Consider the following 21,186-nt stretch of genomic DNA (forward strand, 5'->3'; position numbering starts at 1 on the left):
CTTTTTGCTTTTACAGGGGGAAAAAAACATGTTGACGTATGAAACGTGGAAAGAAAATGGTGTTTCATTTTCAGAAGAAGATGAAACGAAAGGCGCGCTATCCGTATTAAGTTGGGCTTATAAAGAATATAAAGATGAAATCGTATACGCATGTAGCTTTGGATTAGAAGGTATGGTATTACTGCATCTTATAAACCAAGTAAATCCATCTGCTAAAGTTGTATTTTTGGATACAAATGTTCACTTTCAAGAAACGTATGAATTAATTCAAAAAGTGCGAGAGCGATTTCCTTCATTAAATATTATAGAAAAACAGCCAGAGTTAACACTTGAAGAACAGGCGAAGATCCATGGAGAGAATTTATGGGAAAGTAATCCGAACCTCTGTTGTAAAATTAGAAAAATATTACCGTTAGAAAAATCATTAGCAGCGGAAAAAGCGTGGATATCGGGCTTAAGAAGGGAACAATCAGAAACACGTAAGCATACAAATTTTATAAATCAAGATCATCGCTTTCAATCTATTAAAGTTTGTCCACTTATTCATTGGACGTGGAAAGAAGTGTGGCGATATGTATACAAACATAGTTTGCCATATAATCCATTGCATGATATTGGCTATCCAAGTATTGGGTGTGAAAAATGTACGTTACCTGTAGGAGATGGTGGTGACTCAAGAGATGGTAGATGGGCGGGGAAAATGAAGACAGAGTGTGGCCTTCATTTTCAATAAGGTAGATTTTGAAATAAAGCTAAGAAGGGATATAAAAAGATGAGTACAACAAATGAATTAGTAAACCGTATTGATGAAACATATGACATATCGAACATTGTAAAAGAAATTGAGCTAGACAAAATCGCGCTTAGTGATTTAGAACTTCTGGCGATAGGAGGATATAGTCCACTTACGGGATTTTTAGGGAAGAGGGATTATGATTCAGTCGTAGAAACGCTCCGTTTAGCAAATGGTAGCGTGTGGAGTATACCAATTACATTACCAGTAACAGAAGAAGTAGCAGAGAGACTGAAAGTAGGAGAGGAAGTAAAACTTGTTAACGATGGGAATGTATATGGTGTCATTCAAATAGAAGATATTTTTGTACCTGATAAAGAAAAAGAGGCGTTACTTGTATATAAAACGACGGATGAGGATCATCCGGGAGTAAAAAAATTATATGAACGACCAAATGTTTACGTAGGAGGAGCTATTATTCTTACAAAACGTTTTGGGAATAATCCATTTCCTTCTTATCATTTAGATCCAATTGAAACGAGAGAAGAATTTAAAAAACGTGGTTGGAAAACAGTAGTCGGATTTCAAACGAGAAACCCGGTACATCGTGCTCATGAATATATTCAAAAGTCAGCTCTTGAAATTGTAGACGGTCTCTTTTTAAATCCACTTGTTGGGGAAACGAAGTCAGATGATATTCCTGCGGATGTAAGGATGGAAAGCTACGAAGTATTACTTCAAAACTATTATCCGGAAAATCGTGTCTTTTTAGGTGTATTCCCTGCAGCGATGCGTTACGCAGGACCGAGAGAAGCGATATTTCATGCATTAGTAAGAAAGAATTTTGGATGTACCCACTTTATTGTAGGGCGCGATCATGCTGGGGTAGGAGATTATTACGGAACATATGAAGCACAAGAAATTTTTACGAACTTTACATTAGAAGAGTTAGGAATTACGCCACTATTTTTTGAACATAGTTTTTACTGTACTAGATGTGAAGCGATGGCTTCAACGAAAACGTGTCCGCACGGAAAAGAGGACCGTGTCATTTTATCAGGTACAAAAGTAAGAGAAATGTTAAGAAATGGTGAGATTCCGCCAAGTACATTTAGTCGTAAAGAAGTAGTGGAAGTGCTAATTAAAGGTTTGAAAAAAGAAGTAGTAACAGAATAGGGAGAGAATGAGATGGATACGAATACTACTTGGCATACAGCTTCTGTTTCAAAAGATGAGAGAAGAGTGAAGAATGGGCATCACAGCTTTGTAGTTTGGTTTACTGGTTTATCAGCTTCAGGTAAATCTACAGTAGCGAATGCGGTTGCTCGTAAACTGTTTGAAAAGAATATCGGAAATTATGTGCTAGATGGGGATAATATTCGCCAAGGTTTAAATAAAGATTTAGGTTTTTCTGAAAGTGATCGCATGGAAAATATAAGACGTATTGGTGAAGTGGCGAAGCTATTTGTAGATCAAGGTACTGTTGTTCTTACAGCGTTTATTTCACCGTTTCGAGTAGACCGAAAACAAGTAAGAGATCTATTAGCTGCAGATGAGTTTATAGAAGTGTTTGTAAAATGTCCAATTGAAGAGTGCGAGAAACGTGATCCGAAAGGACTTTATAAAAAGGCGAGAAAAGGTGATATTAAAGAGTTTACGGGAATTGATTCACCGTATGAGGAACCAGAACGAGCGGAATTAATTGTAGAAACGCACAAGTATTCTATTGAAGAATGTGCAGAACAAATTGTGAAGTACTTACAAGAGCGTAGTTTCATATAGGGGGATAAAAGATGAGTTATGAAAAAGTGTGGGCTAATAATGAAAAATTAAATCAAACAGAGAAAAAGAAATTAGAGAAAGACGGATTAGAAATATTTAATGATATTCCTTACTATGCGGAGAATGGATTTGAATCTATTCCGAAAGAAGAGTGGGACGCTTTTAAATGGGCGGGATTGTATTTACAAAGACCGAAAGAAGCTGGCTATTTTATGATGCGTGTAAATATTCCTTCGGGGATTATTACGAATGCACAGGCAGAAGTGCTTGCTTCTATCGCTGAGGATTATGGGCGTGATGTAATAGATATTACGACAAGACAGGCGATTCAGTTTCACTGGTTAGAAATTGGGAAAATTCCAGATATTTTCAAACGATTAGCAAGAGTGGGGTTATCTTCAGCAGGGGCGTGTGGTGATATAACGCGTAATATTACAGGGAATCCACTTGCTGGCATTGATGCGAATGAACTATTTGATACAACGCAAATTGTGAAAGAAGTATATGACTATTTCCAACATAATGAAGAGTTTTCTAACTTACCACGTAAATTTAAAATGTCTATTAGTTCTAACATTTATAACTCAGCAAACGCAGAGATTAACTGTGTTGCATTTACACCTGCTACGAAAGAGATAGATGGTGAGAAAAAAGTTGGTTTTCATATAAAAGTAGGTGGGGGATTATCAGCCCGTCCATATTTAGCTGATGAATTAGATGTGTTCGTTTTACCAGAAGAAGTGAAGGCGGTAGCGATTGCAATTGCTACTATATTCCGTGATTTTGGATATCGTGAAAAACGTCATTTAGCCCGTTTGAAATTTCTTGTTGCTGACTGGGGTGCGGAGAAATTTAAAGAGAAATTAATAGAGTATACAGGACCATTGCAAAGCAAAGGGGAAAGTGCACTCAAAGGATGGAATGCAGGATACTTTTATGGCGTCCAAGATCAAAAACAAGAAGGATTAAAATATGTCGGTTTTAATGTACCGGTAGGGCGTTTACATGCAGAAGAAATGTTTGAGATTGCTAGAATTGCAAAGCAATATGGAAACGGGCAAATTCGTACTTGTAACTCACAAAACTTCATTATTCCGAATGTTCCGCCAAAAAATGTTGCAGGATTATTAAGTGAACCGTTGTTTGAAGCAATTTCAGCAAATCCGAAATCGTTTATCGGTCATGCGGTTTCATGTACTGGCATTGAGTATTGCAATCTTGCACTAGTAGAAACGAAAGAAAGATTGCGTAAAATCGCCGAATACTTAGATACACAAATCGCACTCGATGTTCCGGTTCGAATTCATATGGTAGGATGCCCGAATTCATGTGGTCAACGTCAAATTGCTGATATTGGTTTGCAAGGAGTAAAAATGAAAACGAAGGAAAAAGGAATTGTTGAGGCATTTGAAATATATGTAGGCGGAACGCTATTAGACGGAGGAGCATATAACGAAAAGTTAAAAGGGAAAATAGATGGAGAAAATTTGCCTGATGTCCTCGTATCATTTTTGAATTATTTCCAAAAGAATAAACTACTAGCCGAAACGTTTTATGATTTCGTCGGACGTGTTGGAGTGGAAGAATTACAAATTGTACTAAATAACGTATTAGAAGAAGTAATAGCATCTTAGGAGGGGGCAATATGGACTTATATCGATTTGAAGCTGTATTAGTAAATAGTATTGTTCCAATTGTTGTCGTTGCTCAAAGTGAAGAACAGGCATTTAAGCTCGCGGAGATGGAGCTTGAAAAGCATTTTTTACCGCTGCCAGAAGTAAAGGAAATTTCTCTATTTGAAAAAAAGAAGATTCGAAAAGGTGCGGCATTTGTTATTCATGAGTAGGGAACAGGTAATATGAAATAATGAAAACTTCCATTCGTATATAAGGATGGAAGTTTCACTTTAATAGTAGAAATGAGGAGAGATGATGGGGAAGGTTTATATCGTTGGAGCAGGTCCTGGTGATCCAGATTTAATTACTGTGAAAGGGTTGAAATGTATTGAGAAAGCAGACGTTATTTTATACGACCGTCTTGTAAATAAAGAGTTGCTTTCATACGCAAAGTCTGAAGCTGATTTAATTTATTGTGGAAAACTGCCAAATTATCACACGATGAAGCAAGAGACGATTAACACGTTTCTTATTAAATACGCGAAAAAAGGAAAAGTTGTAACGAGGCTAAAGGGCGGAGATCCATTTGTATTTGGAAGAGGTGGAGAAGAAGCTGAAGCGTTAGCGAAGCAAAGTATCCCATTTGAAATTATTCCTGGTATTTCAGCTGGTATAGCTGCTCCTGCTTACGCTGGAATTCCAGTAACACACCGCGATGCAAGTGCAAGTTTTGCTATTGTGACAGGGCATCGGAAAGAAGATGCTGAAGAGGAAGTGAAGTGGGAAAATTTAGCGAAAGGTGTGGATACATTAGCGGTCTATATGGGGGTTAGTAATTTACCTTATATATGTGAACAACTTATAAAGTACGGAAAAGAAAAGAGTACACCTGCTGCTATTATTGAGCGGGGGACGACATCTATGCAACGTACAGTTACAGGGACGTTAGGAACGATAGTAGAAGTAGCTAAAAAAGAACAGATTCAAAATCCAAGTATGATTGTTATTGGAGAAGTTGTCCGTTTTAGAGAAAAGATACATTGGTTTGAGAAACAAGCGGAAAATGCATATCCAGTAAGCGGAGTATTGTAAAATGAAGGCTGTCTTATATATATGTCATGGAAGCCGTTTGAAAGCAGCAAAAGAAGAAGCGGTTGCATTTATTACGTCATGTATGAATCGTGTAGAGGCAAATATTCAAGAAGTTTGTTTTTTTGAGTTAGCGAGTCCTTCTATTGAAGAAGGATTTCGTACATGTGTGAAGCGTGGTGCTACAGAGATTGTCGCTATTCCTGTTTTTTTATTAGCGGCAGGGCATGTAAAGAAAGATATTCCGCTTGAATTGCGAAAATTAAACGAGGAATATCCGGATATCAAAATAGTGTATGGTAATCCATTTGGTGTATCAGAAGTGCTTGTAAAAGCGGTATATAACGGAAGTGGCATTAAAGACTATGAAGAAGAAGTAACACTTTTGCTTGTTGCAAGAGGGAGTAGTGATCCGGAAACTTTACAAGACATAAATTGGATCTCTTCTTTATTTCAAAAAGAAGAGAACATTAAAGAGGTGGAAGTTTGTTATTTAGCAGCTGCAGAGCCGAAGTTTGATGAGAAGTTGAAAGAAATTGTAGAACAAAAAGAACGGAACATTGTTGTGTTACCTTACTTATTATTTACAGGCTTACTTATGAAACATGTTGAGAAAGAAGTGTGTCAATATGAGTCGGAAGAGATAAAAATAAGTCCATATTTAGGGAAGAATGTGGCGTTTCGAGAGATGTTAATTCAGAAAACAGAGGAAATACTGAAGGGAGAACAATATGTATCCACTTACAGTGCGAGTTGATAAGAAACGTGTGGTTGTCATTGGCGGAGGGAAAGTAGCAGGGTTTAAAATTGTTCCCTTACTAAAACAAGGTGCGGATATAATTGTGATAAGTACAGAATTAGATGCGAATTTAGTAAAACTTGTAGAAGAAAAGCAAATTCGTTGGTATCAAAGGGAGTATGAGAAAAGTGATATCGACGATGCTTTTTTAGTAGTCGCAGCGACTAGCGATTCGGTACTAAATGAACAAATTGCTGAAGATGCCTCGGCAAATCAATTGATAAATGTTATTACGAATCCGGAAAGTGGAAATGTTCATTTTCCGGCGGCAATTCATCGTGGACTACTTAATGTAGCTGTTTCTACTGGAGGGGCTAGTCCGAAACTTGCAAAAAAAATTCGTGATGATATTGCAAATAAATATGATGAGACCTATGAATCATATCTTGATTTTTTATATGAAGTTAGAATAAAAGTGAAAGAATTGCAAGTAGAGAAAAGGAAGAAAAATATATTATTGCAAGAAGTATTAAAGTCGGTATATGTTCAAAATGAACAAAAAAGAGAAATTTTTTTACAAGAATTAGAGAGGGAACTTCATGTAGGATAGTGAGTGAATTGTGCTTTACAAATGTAAAAATATAATTTATAATCACAAGTAACTTCAATAGATGAAATCGATGAGCAAGAAGAGTACGTATATTTGAGGCGTTCAGAGAGCTGGGGTAAGGTGTGAGCCCGGTACGATAAAATATACAGAATGGGCTTGCGAGAGGTATGCTGAACATTGTAGTAGGCAACCCGGGTTCCGCCGTTAAAAGGATAGAGTATCGGAGTTTTCCTGTACTTGAACAAGTGGGATTTATCAATCCAATTGAGGTGGTACCACGGTATTTATATTACATATATCGTCCTCTACATGCATATTTGCGTGTAGGGGACTTTTTTATTTTCTAAAGGAGGTGTGCGAGTATGAAATGAAAGTGTATAATTAGTAAAAGTTTAAATATTCAGAAAAGGAGAAATTATAATGAAAGAAACACAGCAATGGACGTCGAAAATAGGCTTTGTACTCGCAGCAGCCGGAGCCGCAGTAGGTCTTGGGGCAATATGGAAATTTCCATATGTTGCAGGTAATGGCGGGGGAGGCGCATTCTTCCTTGTATTCTTACTATTAACTGTATTTATTGGTATGCCTCTCCTTATAGCTGAATTTGTTATCGGACGTAGTACCCAAAAAGAGGCGGTTACAGCTTATAAAATATTAGTACCAAATAGTAAGTTATATCCTTGGATTGGTCGTATGGGAGTTGTTACTTGTTTTAGCGTACTATCTTTTTATAGTGTTGTAGGCGGATGGATTTTACTTTATTTATACTATAGTGTCACAGGTAGTTTCTGGAACGGTGTAGTCGATTATGGGCAATTGTTTGGTGAAACAATTTCAAATCCAGCAAGTGCTATTGGAGCACAATTCATCTTTATGCTTTGTACCATTTTTGTTGTTAGTAAAGGTGTGGAAAAAGGCATAGAAAAAGCAAGTAAGTACATGATGCCGCTATTATTCATTTTATTTATTGCTATCATTATTCGTGCCTTAACGCTTGATGGCGCTATGGCTGGGGTAGAATTCTTCTTAAAACCAGATTTTTCAAAGCTCACAGCAGATACGATTTTATATGCGATGGGACAATCTTTCTTCTCACTAACGGTAGGTGCCTCGGTAATGGTAACGTATAGTTCGTATTTAAAGAAAGAAGAGCATTTAGCTAAATCAGCAACATCTATTGTAAGTTTAACTGTATTTATTACAGTACTTGCAGGATTAGCGATTTTCCCAGCGATTTTCGCATTAGGAGTTAAACCGACAGAAGGACCAGGGCTACTGTTTATCGTTCTTCCTGCTGTCTTTGCAAAAATTCCATTTGGACAATTTTTCTTCATTATGTTTTTAGTATTATTCTTCTTTGCGACTTTAACATCTGCGATTTCAATGCTAGAAATTGTAGTAGCATCTGTTGCGAAAGATAATGAGAAGAAGCGTCCATCAGCTTCGTTATTAATTGGTATTCTTATTTTTGCAGTTGGAATTCCATCAGCGTTATCGTTTGGAATTATGAGTGATGTGAAAATATTTGGTAAGACATTCTTTGATTTCGTCGATTTTTCGGTCAGTAATGTGTTACTGCCATTAGGAGTACTAGCCATTTCGCTATTCGTACCAAATAAAATGAGTAAAGAGTTATTAATGAAAGAATTAGAAGTTACGGAAACGAAAGGAAAAACATTATTTAACATTTGGTTCTTCTTACTTCGTTATGTTATTCCGGTAACTGTAATTATCGTATTTTTAAATGCGATAGGCGTATTTAAAACGTTTGCATAATAAAAAGACGGAGATTTCTCCGTCTTTTTATTATGTTGTAGAAGTATTTAATAAGCGATTATATGCTTTATAAGCTGTGACAACTGCGATAAATGATCCAATTAAAAATAACGCTGAGCCGCCGAATGTAAATAACCGGCCGATGTATGCTTCTCTAGCTTCTTCTATTTCTTCTTGTAATTGTGTATTCATATTTATCACCCCGCAAAATATAGGCATTTAGTTGTAGTTTATGTAAAACGCCTAAAAAGTGTGAAGTAGTAAAAAAAACTCGGTATGCACCGAGTTTTTTTATAATCCGATATAAGGAGACGGATCAACTGCGTTTGTCTTACCAACATTCCATTCCCCAATATGAAGTTCGAAGTGTAAATGTTGTCCGTAAGATTGACCGGTATTTCCCATAAAGCCAAGTTGATCGCCTTGTTTTACAGTTTGTCCATTGGATACAGAGCGACTATTCATATGTGCATACACTGTCGTATATGTTTTTCCGTTAACACGGTGAGATAAGTAAACAACGTTTCCGTAACTAGAGGATAATTCTGAACGGATAACAACACCATCTGCAGCGGCAATAATTGGAACTGTTCCCGAAGCTGCGATATCGATTCCTTTATGGTTATCTAAAGAACGTGCGCCGAATCCAGAAGTTTTTGATCCAGCCGCTGGTTTAATAAATCCACCTTTGTTCGTATCTTGCGGTGTTGGTGCGGCTTGTGTGCTTTCTTTAGCAGAAGCAGCGGCTTGTTTTTTTGCTTCCTCAGCCTTGCGTGCCTCTTCCGCTTTCCGAGCTTCTTCCGCACGTTTTTCCTCTTCAATTGCTTTTTGAACAGCTTGACGCTGGTTTTCTAAAATACCTTGTGACTCTTCTAATCCTTCAATCTCGGAATCTACTTTTGATACTTTCGTATGTAGATCTTTAATAAGAGTTTGTTGCTGTTGTTGATTACTTACTAACTCTTGTTGTTTTTGCTCTAATTTTTGTTCAGATTCTTTCAGTTGTTGCTCTTTTTTCTCAACAGCCTCTTTTTCTGTCGTTACAGCATTTTGATCGTTTGTTTGCTTTTTCACAATATCGGTATCGTTATTTAAAATTAAACTTACAGAGTACATATTATCAACAAGATCGGCAATATTTGCAGAACTTGTTATTACTTCTGTAATGATACTCGTACGAGGCTTTTCTTGCATAGATTGTAGTCGTTGTTTAATAACTTCCTGTCGTGTATCTATGTTCGTTTGTAATTGCTCTATATGCTTCTTTTTTTCAGTAATAACTTGCTGTGTGTTGCTAATTTCTTTTTTTGTATCGTTTAATTCAGCTTCGTTTTTATTAATAGAAGTAGTTAATTCATCAATTTTCTTTTGTAATTCTTGGATTTCTTTTTCTATTTGTTCTTTCTCAGCTGATTTATTTTGTAAGTCATTTTGTTTGCCTTCTAATTCAGATTGAATATTAGATAATTTATTTTCATTCGTTTCAGCGTATACGGGTGAAAGTAACGGGGAAACGAAAATCGTTCCAGCTGCTAAAACACTAAACGCTGCAAATTTCTTTTTCATTGTTGTCTGGCTCCTTTCCCTATGAATGTTATATATCATAAGAAGAAGAGTGTCTATCGTTGTAATCATAATGTAAAGAGAATTTTATAATTTTGCTAAGTTTTGTCGGAATTTAGCATCTTTTCGTAGTGTTTGTCATAAAGTTAAAATTCTTGAATGTATAGAAAAAGGTATCAATTTCTATATTGTTTAAAAAAATCATGGGAAATGATGGAGTTTTCCATAATGAAACAGTACTTCAAAAACCTATCAATCACTAGTGAGGAATCGATTTCATGTGAGGTTTTCTGACATGAGGTTTATTTTTGTCAAGAAAATTATTTGTGTTCGGGCAAACTTATTTTGTTGTCAGATTTTAATTTTTGATTTATGATTTTTAACAGGGACAAAATGTATTGAATTGTCGAATAATATGTAATACTCTTAATTTCAAGTTTTATAGACATAGAATGAGAGATAGAGTGACACATCGAAGAGGGGGTTACCACAAGTATGAAAAGAATAGGACTTGCATGGCAAATTTTAATAGGACTTGCGCTTGGTATTGCAGTTGGGGCTATTTTCTTTGGCAATCCAGAAGTGGTGAAGTACTTACAACCAATTGGTGATATTTTCATCCGATTAATTAAGATGATTGTTGTACCGATTGTTGTAGCGAGTATTGTTGTTGGGGTTGCTGGTGTTGGCGATGTTAAGAAGTTAGGCCGACTAGGCGGAAAAACAATTATTTACTTTGAAATTATTACAACGATTGCAATTGCTGTTGGTCTATTAATAGCAAACATTTTCCAACCTGGAAAAGGCGTTGATATGGATAAGTTAACAAAAACAGATATTTCTAAATATACACATACGACAGAGCAAGTACAAAGTCATTCGTTCGCGGATACGTTTGTAAATATTGTTCCGACGAACATTATGAAATCATTAGCTGAAGGTGATATGCTTGCTATTATCTTCTTCTCAGTATTATTTGGTTTAGGTGTAGCAGCAATTGGTGAGCGTGGCAAACCAGTTCTGCAATTTTTCCAAGGTGTAGCAGATGCAATGTTTTATGTAACGAACCAAGTTATGAAGTTTGCGCCATTTGGTGTATTCGCATTAATTGGTGTTACAGTTTCTACATTCGGATTAGCTTCATTAATTCCATTAGGGAAATTACTCATTGTAGTATATGGAGCAATGATATTCTTCGTTGTGGTCGTATTAGGACTTACAGCGAAAATATTCGGTATTAACATTTTCCAATTCTTTAAAATTTTAAAAGACGAGCTGATCTTAGCGTACTCTACAGCAAGTTCAGAAACGGTTTTACCGAAAATTATGGAGAAAATGGAGAAATTCGGTTGCCCGAAAGCAATTACATCTTTCGTTATTCCAACAGGTTATTCATTTAACTTAGATGGATCAACGTTATATCAAGCAATTGCGGCAATTTTCTTAGCGCAAATGTACGGTATTGAATTATCCATTACACAACAAATTACGTTATTACTTGTATTAATGGTTACATCAAAAGGTATCGCGGGTGTACCGGGCGTATCATTCGTTGTATTATTAGCAACACTTGGTACAGTAGGTATTCCAGCTGAAGGTTTAGCGTTTATTGCAGGTATTGACCGTATTCTAGATATGGCTCGTACGGCAGTTAACGTTGTAGGTAACTCTTTAGCGGCTGTAGTTATGTCTAAGTGGGAAGGTCAATATGACGCTGAAAAAGGACAAGCCTATTTAAAAGAGATATCTGAAAAGGGTCAAGCGGCTTAATTATGATTTGAAAAGCTCTCACATATTATGTGAGAGCTTTTCTGTATGTAGAAGAGGAGCGAAAGTTATGAAACGTAAGTACGGTGATGGTTCTACGTGGAAGCGATTAATAGAGAAGACATACACAGTAAAACGAGTTGAAGCAGGTATGTTAGGAATATTGGATATAAAAAAGGTGAGAGAGCCTAGTTATAAAGAATACAATAGTAAAGAGATTTGCATTGCAGGTGATGGGTATACATGGATGCAATATTTTATAAGCGACAAAAACTTTGCAATTACAGCTATGTTAGACAATCAAAAACAATTAGTGCAATATTATATCGATGTGACGAAAGAATTTAAAATTGACGATCGTGGTTTGCCTTATTTTGATGATTTATACTTAGATGTAGTATTGTTACCGAGCGGTGAGATTTATGTATTGGATGAAGATGAGTTAGAGGATGCCTATAATATAGGTGATGTTACTAAGGAAGAATATGAATTAGCATGGCGTATAACAAAATGGATTGTAGCAACGATAAAAAATGGAGAATTTTCTTGGATTTCAATATTAGATAAAGAAATCGAAAAGTTAAAATGATTGTTTTATTCAAATTTTTGCATAATTACCAAAAAAATCTATACAAAAAATAATTGACTTTTGTTTTGTAAGCGAGTAAAGTTAGGGAAGAAATTATTATTAAAAAATAAATATGAAACCTTCTTATAAAGAGAGGCGGAGGGACTGGCCCTACGATGCCTCGGCAGCGGACTCGATTTCAGAGTGCTGTGCCAAATCCAGCAAGCATGTGCTTGAAAGATGAGAAGAGCGTTTCTTATAGATGTATAAGACCTCTTCTCATTGGAAGAGGTCTTTTGTTATTCATTAGAAAAAGGTTGAAACTAGGGAGAGATGGTACTTTGAAAGAAACGAGAGGAAATGGTTTAGCTTTATTACCACTTGGTATATTTTTGGCGCTATTTATTGGTTCTGGAATTATTACAGGTGATTTCTATAAATTGCCGATACTTGTAGCAATTTCAATTGCTGTAGGGGTCGCTTTAGTGATGAATCGTAAAGAAAGCTTTAATGCGAAAGTAGAACGATTTGCTAAAGGTGCAGGAAATCCGGATATTATGATTATGGTATTAATTTTTGTACTTGCAGGGGCGTTTTCTGAAACAGCAAAAGGAATGGGCGGAGTTGATTCAACTGTTAATTTAGCGTTATCTATTTTGCCACCAGGATTTATCGTTGCTGGAATTTTTGTTATAGGGGCATTTATTTCATTAGCGATGGGAACTTCAATGGGAACAATTGCAGCACTAGCACCAATTGCTGTAGGGATTAGTGGGCAAACTGATATCTCAATTGCACTTGCGATGGCTACTGTTGTGGGCGGAGCGATGTTTGGTGATAATTTATCATTTATTTCAGATACAACAATTGCTGCTGTTCGTTCACAAGGAACAGAAATGAAAGATAAGTTTAAAACGAACTTTTTAATTGTATTGCCAGCTGCTATTATTACAATTGTACTATTAGTAATAATTACTTTAGGAAGTGATACACAAGTTAAAGCCCATAGTTTCGACTGGATAAAGATTTTACCGTATGCAGGAGTACTTATTACGGCGTTACTTGGTTGGAATGTACTTATTGTGTTAACTGGTGGAACTGTATTATCAGGTGTTATAGGGCTTATAGATGGAAGTTACACGTTAGAAAGTTTCTTTAAAAGTGTAACGACTGGCATGGGCAGTATGATGGAGCTAGTATTACTTGCTATATTAATCGGTGGTATGGTTGAACTGATCCAATATAATGGTGGTATTCAATATTTAATGAATCTTTTAACGCGTAATATTCGTTCGAAAAAAGGAGCAGAGTTCGGTATTGCTGGTTTAGTGAGTATGACGAATATGTGTACAGCGAATAATACGATTTCGATTATTTTTACAGGTCCTCTTGCGAAGAACATTGCGGATCAATATGAAATTGATCCACGTAAATCAGCGAGTGTACTAGATCTTTTCTCTTGCTGTATACAAGGGTTAATCCCATATGGTGCTCAAATGTTAACTGCGGCAGGATTTGCTGCGTTATCTCCGGTTGAATTGTTACCATATGCATTTTATCCGATCTTAGTTGGAGTATGTGGAATCATTTCTATATTAATTGGTTTCCCGAGATTTTCTAAAGTGGCGGAAAAAAAAGAGTATCATAAAACAGCATAATTAAATATGGATGTTATTCGTAGTAACAGAAGCCGTACAGAGAATATTCTCTGTACGGCTTTTTATGTGTGATAAAAGAGGGAATTATCCTATCCTACCTTCTGTTTTTACAAAAGGCTGAATTTAACTCAGTCTTAAGTCTGAGTTAAAAACGGTTCTTAAGCTCGTTATGGAAAAAAGAAAAAATAGTTAAGATAAGAGTATCAAATCGAAGGGAGGCAAGCACAAGATGAAACAATTTCTAGCGTTTATCGCGGCCGGTATTTTGGCTTTAATTGCTCTTGGTAGTCTTGCTGGTATTGTAGGATTCGCAATCGGAGCAGGAGTTGTGTACTGGAGCTATAAATCATTTGTGCGAGCACAATCATTTTTTGGAAAGTTAGCTTGGGGTATTGTTGGTTTAATCGGTTTGTCCATTGCACTTTCTCATTCCCCAGCATTAATCGGTATCGCAGCATTAGTAGTTTTATACTACGGATACCGTGAGTGGAAAAAAGAAAAAAACGTAGTTGTTGATTCTGCTCCAGAAAGTTCTAAACCATATAGCAACTTTGAAGATGAGTGGAACAAGTTAATGAAAAACTAATATAAAATAAATTAAATTAAATTAAATTAAATTATAAAGTAGAAGAGAGGAAGATTTATAATGAAACAATCTTTATTCGGACGTGTACGCGATGCAATTTTAGCTGATTTTCATAATGTGTTAGATGAGAAAGAAAGAAAAAATCCAATTGCTATGTTAAACCAATATTTACGCGATAGTGAGCGTGAAATAACAAAAATTGAGAAGTTAATTCAGCGTCATAAAACATTAAAATCTAACTTCGCTCGTGAGCTTGAGCAAGCACGCTATTTTGTTAACAAAAGATCAAAGCAAGCTATCATTGCTCAAGAAGCAGGCGAGTTACAACTGCATGAACGTGCATTAGAAGAAGTAGCGTATTATGAAGGGCAAGTAACTCGCTTAGAAGAAATGTATGCTGGTGTTGTAGAGCAAATTGATGAGTTAGAGCGTCGTCTTTCAGAAATGAAAAATAAATTAAAAGAAATGAACGCAAAACGTATGGAATTAATGGCGCGTGAAAATATGGCACATGCAAACCGTCGTATGAATACTGCTATGCATAAAATGGATGAAAATAATCCGTTCTTACGATTTGAAGAAATTGATGATCACATTCGTGACTTAGAGCTTCGTATAAATGAAGAGCATGAGCGTGATACATTTGATATGAAAATTGCAAAACTAGAGCGTGAGATGAAAGAGAAAAATGAAGTATCATTAACGAAAGAAGTAACAAAATAATTGTAGTATATAATAAAACAGGCTTATGATATAGTGATAGAAGAAAAGGTGTTGGAAAGCAATGCCTTTTCTTCTATGTATATGTGACAAAGAGGGAGGGGAGCTGAAATGAAGAAGCACTTTTCAAAAACACAATTAATGGGGATGCTCCTCATCATATTTGGATTCGGTCTTTTTCTTGATATGATACTTGGACATTTTGAACCAGGTGGTCTAATATTTGCATTTATTATGATTATGTTTGGAAGGCATTACCGAAAGAAAAATCGTTATGTAAGAGGAAATGTATTTTTATTTGTCGGTGGTATTGTATTCTTATTCTTCTTATTTTCATCAGCAGCATTCGTACTTGTTGTATTTGCTTGTTTAGCTTTAATTGGTTATCAACTTATTCAACAAGGGCACCAGCAAAAAGCAATGAAAGTTGAAATTAAAGAAAAGGGATATATAGATGAAGAAAAACAAATATATCGTACAGAACCGTACATAAAAAATATGTTCGTAGGTAATGTACGAATGATGGATCATATTTATGAACTTGAGGATATTAACGTCCAATATGGCGCTTGTGATGTCGAGATTGATTTAACAACTGCGATGATTCCAGAGGGAGAAACGGTAATTGTTATTCGGGGAGTCGTTGGTAACATTCGTTTATATGTGCCATATGATATCGAACTGTCCTTAAATCATTCTGTTATTGTTGGGCGAGTGCTCTTGCCGGGACACGAAGAAACAGGATTTAACCGTAATGTTACGTTTAGAACAGAACAGTATAAAGAAGCTCCTCGCCGTATAAAAATTATTTCTTCGCTTGTCGTAGGTGATACGGAAGTGAGGAAAGTATAATGAAAAAACAAAAGAATATTTCGTGGATGTATATTCGTTATTCTATGTTGTCCTCTGTGAGTATCGCACTTATTTGTACAATTGTATATGTATGGAAAAGCGAACAACAAGTTTATGATTTACTATGGAAAGAATCCATTGCTTCTGTTCCAATTGGCTTGTTTATTATGAGTACTAGTCTTCTTATCGGAGGAATTGTAGGGTATGCAATCGGTTATTATATAGAGCAGCGTATACAAGGATTAAATACTTTTCTATTTGAAGTAGAGCGAGGGAATTTTCCGAGTGATGTTTCGTTTACTGCGGATGATGAATTTCATGAAGTGGAACGAAAAGTAATCGTTCTGGCTCGTCGATTAGAGGAGCAAGCGGGGCTATTTCAAAAAGTAACGAATGAACGAGCTCATTGGAATGAAGAGATGAGACAAGAAGCGATTTCCCAAGAGAGGCATCGATTGGCGAGGGAGCTGCATGATTCTGTAAGTCAGCAGCTTTTTGCAATGTCGATGATGATGTCAGCTATTAATGAACAAGTAGCTGAAATTCCAGACACGACGAAAAAACAGTTGCAGCTTGTTGAGAATATGGTTGTAAATGCACAATCAGAAATGAGAGCATTGCTCCTTCATTTACGCCCAGTGCAGTTAGAAGGTAAGAAACTAACAGAGGGTATAGAAGAATTATTAACAGAACTGTCTAGAAAGCAACATATGAAAATTGAATGGTTAGTTGAACCGATTCAATTAAAAAAAGGTGTAGAAGATCATTTATTCCGTATTGTACAAGAGGCGCTGTCTAATACTTTACGACATGCGAAGGCAAAGAAAACCGAAGTACGCCTTCGTAAAATTGATCAATATGCGATTTTGAAAATTATTGATGATGGTGTTGGGTTTAAGGTTGGGGTTAATAAGGCAGGTTCATACGGCTTAAGGTCAATGCAAGAGCGAGTTCATGAAATTGGTGGTACATTAAAAGTCCTTAGTTTTCCGAATAAAGGTACGCAAATAGAAGTGAAAGTACCGATTATGATTGAGAGAGGGGGAGAATCATGATAAAAGTATTACTAGTTGATGATCATGAAATGGTTCGAATGGGTGTATCAGCATATTTATCAACGCAGCCAGATATTGAAGTAGTTGGAGAAGCTGAAAATGGAAGAAAAGGTTCAGAGTTAGCCTTGCAGTTAAGACCGGATATTATTTTAATGGACCTTGTTATGGATGAGATGGACGGAGTTGAAGCGACACGCGCTATTATTCAAGAATGGCCAGAAGCGAAAATTGTAGTTGTAACGAGCTTTTTAGATGATGAAAAGTTATATCCTGTTATTGAGGCGGGAGCGACAAGTTATTTATTAAAAACATCAAGAGCGAGTGATATTGCAGACGCTGTACGAGCTACTTATGATGGGGAAACGGTATTAGAGCCGAAAGTTACTGGCAAAATGATGTCTCGTATGCGTCAGAAGAAAGAACAACCTTTGCATGAGGAGTTAACAGAAAGAGAGTCTGAAATTTTGTTATTAATTGCAGAGGGGAAAAGTAATCAAGAGATTGCAGATGAGTTGTTTATTGCCCTTAAAACAGTAAAGACACATGTGAGTAATATATTAAATAAGCTAAATGTAAGTGACCGGACACAGGCGGTTATTTATGCGTTTAGACACCAATTGACGAAATAAAAAGGAAGCTTTGACTAAATATGGTCAAAGCTTTTGGTTGACGGTCAATTATGTGAGCGTTATCATTAAGGTGTTAACAGTACATACAAAGGGGATAGAGTGTATGTTAGTTCAAACGATATTTGGAATGAATGAAACGAAAAAATTAGGTAACTATGTGGATGCGCTGCAAGCACTTTGTGAACAATATGATATTGAAACAGATCGTATTGCAATTATTGAGGCAACAGAAGAATATTATTTATTTCTAGTAAAGCAAGAAGATTGCTATGATGTTGTAAAAGTAGAAACGGTGGATACGAATATTGATTACTATACGAAAGCTTATAAAGTAAGTAGCTTTAATCATACTTCTTATCAAATGTAAAAAACTCCCGAAATGGGAGTTTTTTTATGATGCTTTCGATTCAGGTGAATGGTCCGTTAATGGTACTGCTTTTGCACCACTTAATTTTGCGATAATAAAACCGATAATAGCCCCAACTAATGCTGGCACTAACCAGCCAATTCCTTCATTATATAATGGAATAAACTCGAAATAAGATGTGATAAATGAAACAGGAATATTCCCTTGTTTTAATCCATCAAAAACGCTAACAACTGCTGTTCCGATTAAAGCACATACATAAACAGATCGATAGCCACCGAAATATTTATGAAGTAATGATAATAACACGAGTACAATTGCAACTGGATATACAACAAGTAAAATAGGAACAGAGATTGCGATAATTTTTGTTAAACCTAAATTGGCAACTAATAATCCTAACAAGCAAATGACGCTTGCTAACGTTTTGTATGAAAATTTTGTCAATAATGTTGAGAAGTATTGACTGCATGCAGATACAAGTCCAACGCATGTTGTTAAGCAAGCAAGTGTAACGATAAGAGATAACAGAATTAGACCATATGGACCGAATAATTGTTGTACGATAACGGTAAGTAGCTGTCCTCCATTGTTTGCGTATCCAAGAGAGACACTAGTTGTACCGAGCCAGCCAAGTGCACCATATACAAGTACGAGGCCAGTAGCGGCAATAAGTCCTGCTTTTGCTGTTGCGATGGCAATTGATTTACGGTCATTCACACCTTTTGAGCGAATTGCATTTACAACGATAATCCCAAATGCAAGTGCTGAAATGGTATCCATCGTTAAGTATCCTTCCATAAAACCTTTGAAAATTGGAGAAGTTTGATACTCTTGCATAGCTGGTCCAGATTGCCCGAGGGGTGTAAATACACTCTTAACGAATAATAAGAAAATAGAGAGTAATAAAATAGGTGTTAATACACTTCCGATACGATCGACGAGCTTAGAAGGGTTTAAACTAAGCCAAAATACGATAGCAAAGAAGATGACTGTGTATAAAAATAGCGCTAGGCTGCTAGAGCGAATAGATTCTGGTAAGAAAGAACTAACTCCCATTTCATAAGCGACATTAGCGACACGCGGAATGCCCATAGATGGACCAATTGCAATGTATACAATTACCGTAAAGAATATTCCGAATGATGGGTGAACATGACTCGCAAGTTGCTGCATGCCATTTCCTGATAGAGAGATGGCGATTACAGTAAGTAGCGGTAAGCCGACTCCTGTTAGTAAAAACCCAATCATCGCTGGCCAAAAGTTTTCACCAGCATTTTGTCCAAGCATTGGAGGGAAAATTAAATTTCCTGCCCCAAAAAATAAAGAAAATAGCATAAGGCCTGTGAAAAAAACGTGCTTTTTTGATACAGTGTTCATTGTTTTTCCTCCTTTTTTGTAAATTCATTGTAAGAACACAAAAAACTCGTCCCTTAAGAAAGGGACGAGTTATATTTACCCGCGATACCACCCTAATTTATACATGTAGAAATATATCTATATGTATACGGCTTTACAACGTACAACATGATACGTGTTCCTTGTAACGGGGGACGACCGGTAAGAACTTACTTCAGCATTCGGTTCTACTTCTCGGAGATGATTTTCGGTTACGAACTGAGCATTGGCTTTCAGCAAAATACCAACTCTCTGGGGAACAGCCCTATAACGTACTCGTTCTCGTCAATGAATTTTTATTCAAGTATTCTGACAATATTTTCACATGTTTTTTTCAGAAAGTCAACATATTTTTTGGGAAATACACTTTCCTGTAGAAATATAGCTGAGAATATAAGGATTAATGCTGTTTGTAAAAATGCTGTAAAACATTATAGAGAATTGTAAAGTTTATGGAGAAAATCGATATTTAGAGGAGTAAAGAAGGTATTGTTAGAATTTACAGAGAATAATACAACAATCCACTTGTTGGAAAGAACAAACCAAAAGAGGTGACTGAAATGCTTGCGATGGGAGTATTATTTGGCATTATTGCTATAATTGGTTTTATGTGGTTATATTATTCGCGTTCGTTTAAACAAGCAGAAGTTTTACTCTTTCAAAAAGGTAGTTTGTTGACAAATCAGTCTAGATATTTAGTATGTCCGAAGTGTGGAAGTGCACAGGCCAGGAGTGGAGGATATCAAGAGTGTTGCAAAATTAGATTATGAAAGAAGGAAGCCTCACATTATTTTGTGAGGCTTCCTTCCTTACAATTTCATGGCGCTCCAAATGGTCCAACGATCTCTTTCGATAATAGGAAAGACGTGTTGTAATGCTGTTTGGATATGATGTAGAAGTTGAGAAAGTTCATGATCTGTTAATTCATATAGAATGGATCGTCCGGTTCGAGGAGATAAATCTTGCAGCAATGCTTCTACAGAATCATGTGTTTTTCGTACTTCCCATTGTGTTTGAATGGGGAAAACTTGAAGAGAATATTTTTGTAATTCTTGCTGTATAGTAGTGGTTTTTGGTCTTCTTTTTGATTCTATTTCAATGAGTTTTGGAAATACAGAGAAAAAGTATCCACGAATGTGTTCAGGACTTCCTGGAATTGTACAATCTTCAATAGTTCGGTCTTGTAAAATAATTATACCGTCTTTTTTTAATATGCGAGAAGCCTCTCGGATAAATATAGGAATATCTTGTAAGTGATGAATGACGGCACGCGAAATGATAAGGTCGAATGTTTCGTTAGGGTATGGAATGTTGTGCGCATCACCGTGAATGAATGAAATGTTTGGGAAGCCGTTACAATTTTCTTTTGCAGCTTGTAATATTTCTTTTGAAAAATCAAGTCCAACAACACTTTTGGCTCCCATAAGAGCAAGTTCTTTCGTATAAATGCCGCCACCACAACCTATATCAATTACTTGTTTATTTTGCACATCTGCAATATTGTTTATTGTTTCCTGCCATGAAATATGTGCGTTACGACTTGCATACGTATACCTATTATTTGCATCATGAAAATTAATGGACATTATAAAATCCTCCCTTCATTGTATAGTATAGCTCATTCTATATAATGTAACGTTTTTGTTTCATGTATGAGGATTATAAGAATTTCTTATTG

23 protein-coding genes, 1 riboswitch and 2 other annotated features are annotated in these 21,186 nt (G+C 36.1%); of the genes, 19 read left to right on the forward strand and 4 right to left on the reverse strand.

The annotated features are described in order from the left end of the window. Positions 1 to 28: 28 nt before the first annotated feature. From BAQ49_RS07640 to BAQ49_RS07685, 9 genes are all read left to right on the forward strand, one after another. On the forward strand, positions 29 to 733 hold the full coding sequence (locus tag BAQ49_RS07640; protein ID WP_071744837.1) for a phosphoadenylyl-sulfate reductase: 705 nt from the start codon (positions 29 to 31) through the stop codon (positions 731 to 733). A gap of 39 nt (positions 734 to 772) precedes the next feature. Then, entirely contained in the window at positions 773 to 1,909 is a 1,137-nt protein-coding gene (gene sat / locus BAQ49_RS07645) for a sulfate adenylyltransferase (protein ID WP_071744838.1), read from the forward strand. Between the two features lie 12 nt (positions 1,910 to 1,921). Continuing rightward, positions 1,922 to 2,515 (forward strand): adenylyl-sulfate kinase, encoded by a 594-nt coding sequence (gene cysC, locus BAQ49_RS07650; RefSeq protein WP_071744839.1) that lies wholly within the window; start codon positions 1,922 to 1,924, stop codon positions 2,513 to 2,515. Between the two features lie 11 nt (positions 2,516 to 2,526). Further along, on the forward strand, positions 2,527 to 4,149 hold the full coding sequence (locus BAQ49_RS07655) for a nitrite/sulfite reductase (protein WP_071744840.1): 1,623 nt from the start codon (positions 2,527 to 2,529) through the stop codon (positions 4,147 to 4,149). Positions 4,150 to 4,160: 11 nt separating this feature from the next. Further along, positions 4,161 to 4,361, forward strand: coding sequence for a DUF3906 family protein (locus tag BAQ49_RS07660; protein WP_000366917.1), 201 nt, complete (start codon positions 4,161 to 4,163; stop codon positions 4,359 to 4,361). 85 nt (positions 4,362 to 4,446) lie between these two features. Further along, positions 4,447 to 5,223: a uroporphyrinogen-III C-methyltransferase gene (gene cobA / locus BAQ49_RS07665; RefSeq protein ID WP_071744841.1), complete on the forward strand. Its 777-nt coding sequence runs from the start codon at positions 4,447 to 4,449 to the stop codon at positions 5,221 to 5,223. A 1-nt stretch (position 5,224) separates the two neighbouring features. Then, complete coding sequence (locus tag BAQ49_RS07670) at positions 5,225 to 5,977, forward strand: sirohydrochlorin chelatase (protein ID WP_071744842.1); 753 nt, start codon at positions 5,225 to 5,227, stop codon at positions 5,975 to 5,977. After that, entirely contained in the window at positions 5,952 to 6,569 is a 618-nt protein-coding gene (locus BAQ49_RS07675) for an NAD(P)-binding protein (RefSeq protein ID WP_071744843.1), read from the forward strand. The genes BAQ49_RS07670 and BAQ49_RS07675 overlap by 26 nt, the downstream gene beginning before the upstream one ends. A gap of 61 nt (positions 6,570 to 6,630) precedes the next feature. Then, positions 6,631 to 6,878, forward strand: a binding site (T-box leader). A 111-nt stretch (positions 6,879 to 6,989) separates the two neighbouring features. After that, positions 6,990 to 8,345, forward strand: coding sequence for a sodium-dependent transporter (locus BAQ49_RS07685; protein WP_071744845.1), 1,356 nt, complete (start codon positions 6,990 to 6,992; stop codon positions 8,343 to 8,345). A 30-nt stretch (positions 8,346 to 8,375) separates the two neighbouring features. Here the strand turns inward: BAQ49_RS07685 and BAQ49_RS32815 are convergent, their stop codons facing one another. Beyond that, positions 8,376 to 8,537, reverse strand: a complete 162-nt coding sequence (locus BAQ49_RS32815) for a hypothetical protein (protein ID WP_164881575.1) — start codon at positions 8,535 to 8,537, stop codon at positions 8,376 to 8,378. A 99-nt stretch (positions 8,538 to 8,636) separates the two neighbouring features. Continuing rightward, positions 8,637 to 9,911 carry a murein hydrolase activator EnvC family protein gene (locus tag BAQ49_RS07690; RefSeq protein WP_071744846.1) on the reverse strand — a complete coding sequence of 425 codons (1,275 nt, stop codon included), beginning with the start codon at positions 9,909 to 9,911 and terminating at the stop codon, positions 8,637 to 8,639. A 492-nt stretch (positions 9,912 to 10,403) separates the two neighbouring features. Here BAQ49_RS07690 and gltP point away from each other — a divergent pair, with 492 nt between their 5' ends. From gltP to BAQ49_RS07735, 9 genes are all read left to right on the forward strand, one after another. Continuing rightward, complete coding sequence (gene gltP / locus BAQ49_RS07695) at positions 10,404 to 11,678, forward strand: glutamate/aspartate:proton symporter GltP (RefSeq protein WP_071744847.1); 1,275 nt, start codon at positions 10,404 to 10,406, stop codon at positions 11,676 to 11,678. A gap of 67 nt (positions 11,679 to 11,745) precedes the next feature. Next, positions 11,746 to 12,264 (forward strand): ribonuclease FAU-1 family protein, encoded by a 519-nt coding sequence (locus BAQ49_RS07700; RefSeq protein ID WP_071744848.1) that lies wholly within the window; start codon positions 11,746 to 11,748, stop codon positions 12,262 to 12,264. Positions 12,265 to 12,384: 120 nt separating this feature from the next. Then, positions 12,385 to 12,490, forward strand: a riboswitch (SAM riboswitch). 94 nt (positions 12,491 to 12,584) lie between these two features. After that, entirely contained in the window at positions 12,585 to 13,901 is a 1,317-nt protein-coding gene (locus BAQ49_RS07705) for a Na+/H+ antiporter NhaC family protein (RefSeq protein WP_071744849.1), read from the forward strand. 229 nt (positions 13,902 to 14,130) lie between these two features. Next, a complete protein-coding gene (locus tag BAQ49_RS07710) occupies positions 14,131 to 14,487 on the forward strand; it encodes a lmo0954 family membrane protein (protein ID WP_048370510.1) in 357 nt (118 codons plus the stop codon). 60 nt (positions 14,488 to 14,547) lie between these two features. Next, positions 14,548 to 15,210, forward strand: a complete 663-nt coding sequence (locus tag BAQ49_RS07715) for a PspA/IM30 family protein (protein WP_071744850.1) — start codon at positions 14,548 to 14,550, stop codon at positions 15,208 to 15,210. Between the two features lie 108 nt (positions 15,211 to 15,318). Further along, entirely contained in the window at positions 15,319 to 16,059 is a 741-nt protein-coding gene (liaF, locus tag BAQ49_RS07720) for a cell wall-active antibiotics response protein LiaF (RefSeq protein ID WP_000716083.1), read from the forward strand. Next, complete coding sequence (locus BAQ49_RS07725; RefSeq protein ID WP_071744851.1) at positions 16,059 to 17,114, forward strand: sensor histidine kinase; 1,056 nt, start codon at positions 16,059 to 16,061, stop codon at positions 17,112 to 17,114. The genes liaF and BAQ49_RS07725 overlap by 1 nt, the downstream gene beginning before the upstream one ends. After that, the gene (locus tag BAQ49_RS07730; RefSeq protein WP_000598709.1) at positions 17,111 to 17,743 is read left to right on the forward strand and encodes a response regulator; all 633 of its coding nucleotides are present in this window, start codon (positions 17,111 to 17,113) and stop codon (positions 17,741 to 17,743) included. The genes BAQ49_RS07725 and BAQ49_RS07730 overlap by 4 nt, the downstream gene beginning before the upstream one ends. Positions 17,744 to 17,753: 10 nt before the next feature. After that, on the forward strand, positions 17,754 to 18,110 hold the full coding sequence (locus BAQ49_RS07735; protein WP_116733440.1) for a DUF3992 domain-containing protein: 357 nt from the start codon (positions 17,754 to 17,756) through the stop codon (positions 18,108 to 18,110). Between the two features lie 24 nt (positions 18,111 to 18,134). On the opposite strand, the gene brnQ3 is transcribed toward BAQ49_RS07735, so the two are convergent. Next, positions 18,135 to 19,490 (reverse strand): branched-chain amino acid transport system II carrier protein BrnQ3, encoded by a 1,356-nt coding sequence (gene brnQ3 / locus BAQ49_RS07740; RefSeq protein WP_071744853.1) that lies wholly within the window; start codon positions 19,488 to 19,490, stop codon positions 18,135 to 18,137. Between the two features lie 57 nt (positions 19,491 to 19,547). Continuing rightward, positions 19,548 to 19,806: a binding site (T-box leader), on the reverse strand. A gap of 262 nt (positions 19,807 to 20,068) precedes the next feature. Between brnQ3 and BAQ49_RS07745 the strand changes: the two genes are divergently transcribed. After that, entirely contained in the window at positions 20,069 to 20,278 is a 210-nt protein-coding gene (locus tag BAQ49_RS07745; RefSeq protein ID WP_000880630.1) for a hypothetical protein, read from the forward strand. 39 nt (positions 20,279 to 20,317) lie between these two features. Here the strand turns inward: BAQ49_RS07745 and BAQ49_RS07750 are convergent, their stop codons facing one another. Beyond that, positions 20,318 to 21,094 carry a class I SAM-dependent methyltransferase gene (locus BAQ49_RS07750; protein ID WP_071744854.1) on the reverse strand — a complete coding sequence of 259 codons (777 nt, stop codon included), beginning with the start codon at positions 21,092 to 21,094 and terminating at the stop codon, positions 20,318 to 20,320. Positions 21,095 to 21,186: the final 92 nt, after the last annotated feature.

It is taken from the genome of Bacillus proteolyticus, from assembly GCF_001884065.1.
Taxonomy (GTDB): Bacteria; Bacillota; Bacilli; order Bacillales; family Bacillaceae_G; genus Bacillus_A; species Bacillus_A proteolyticus.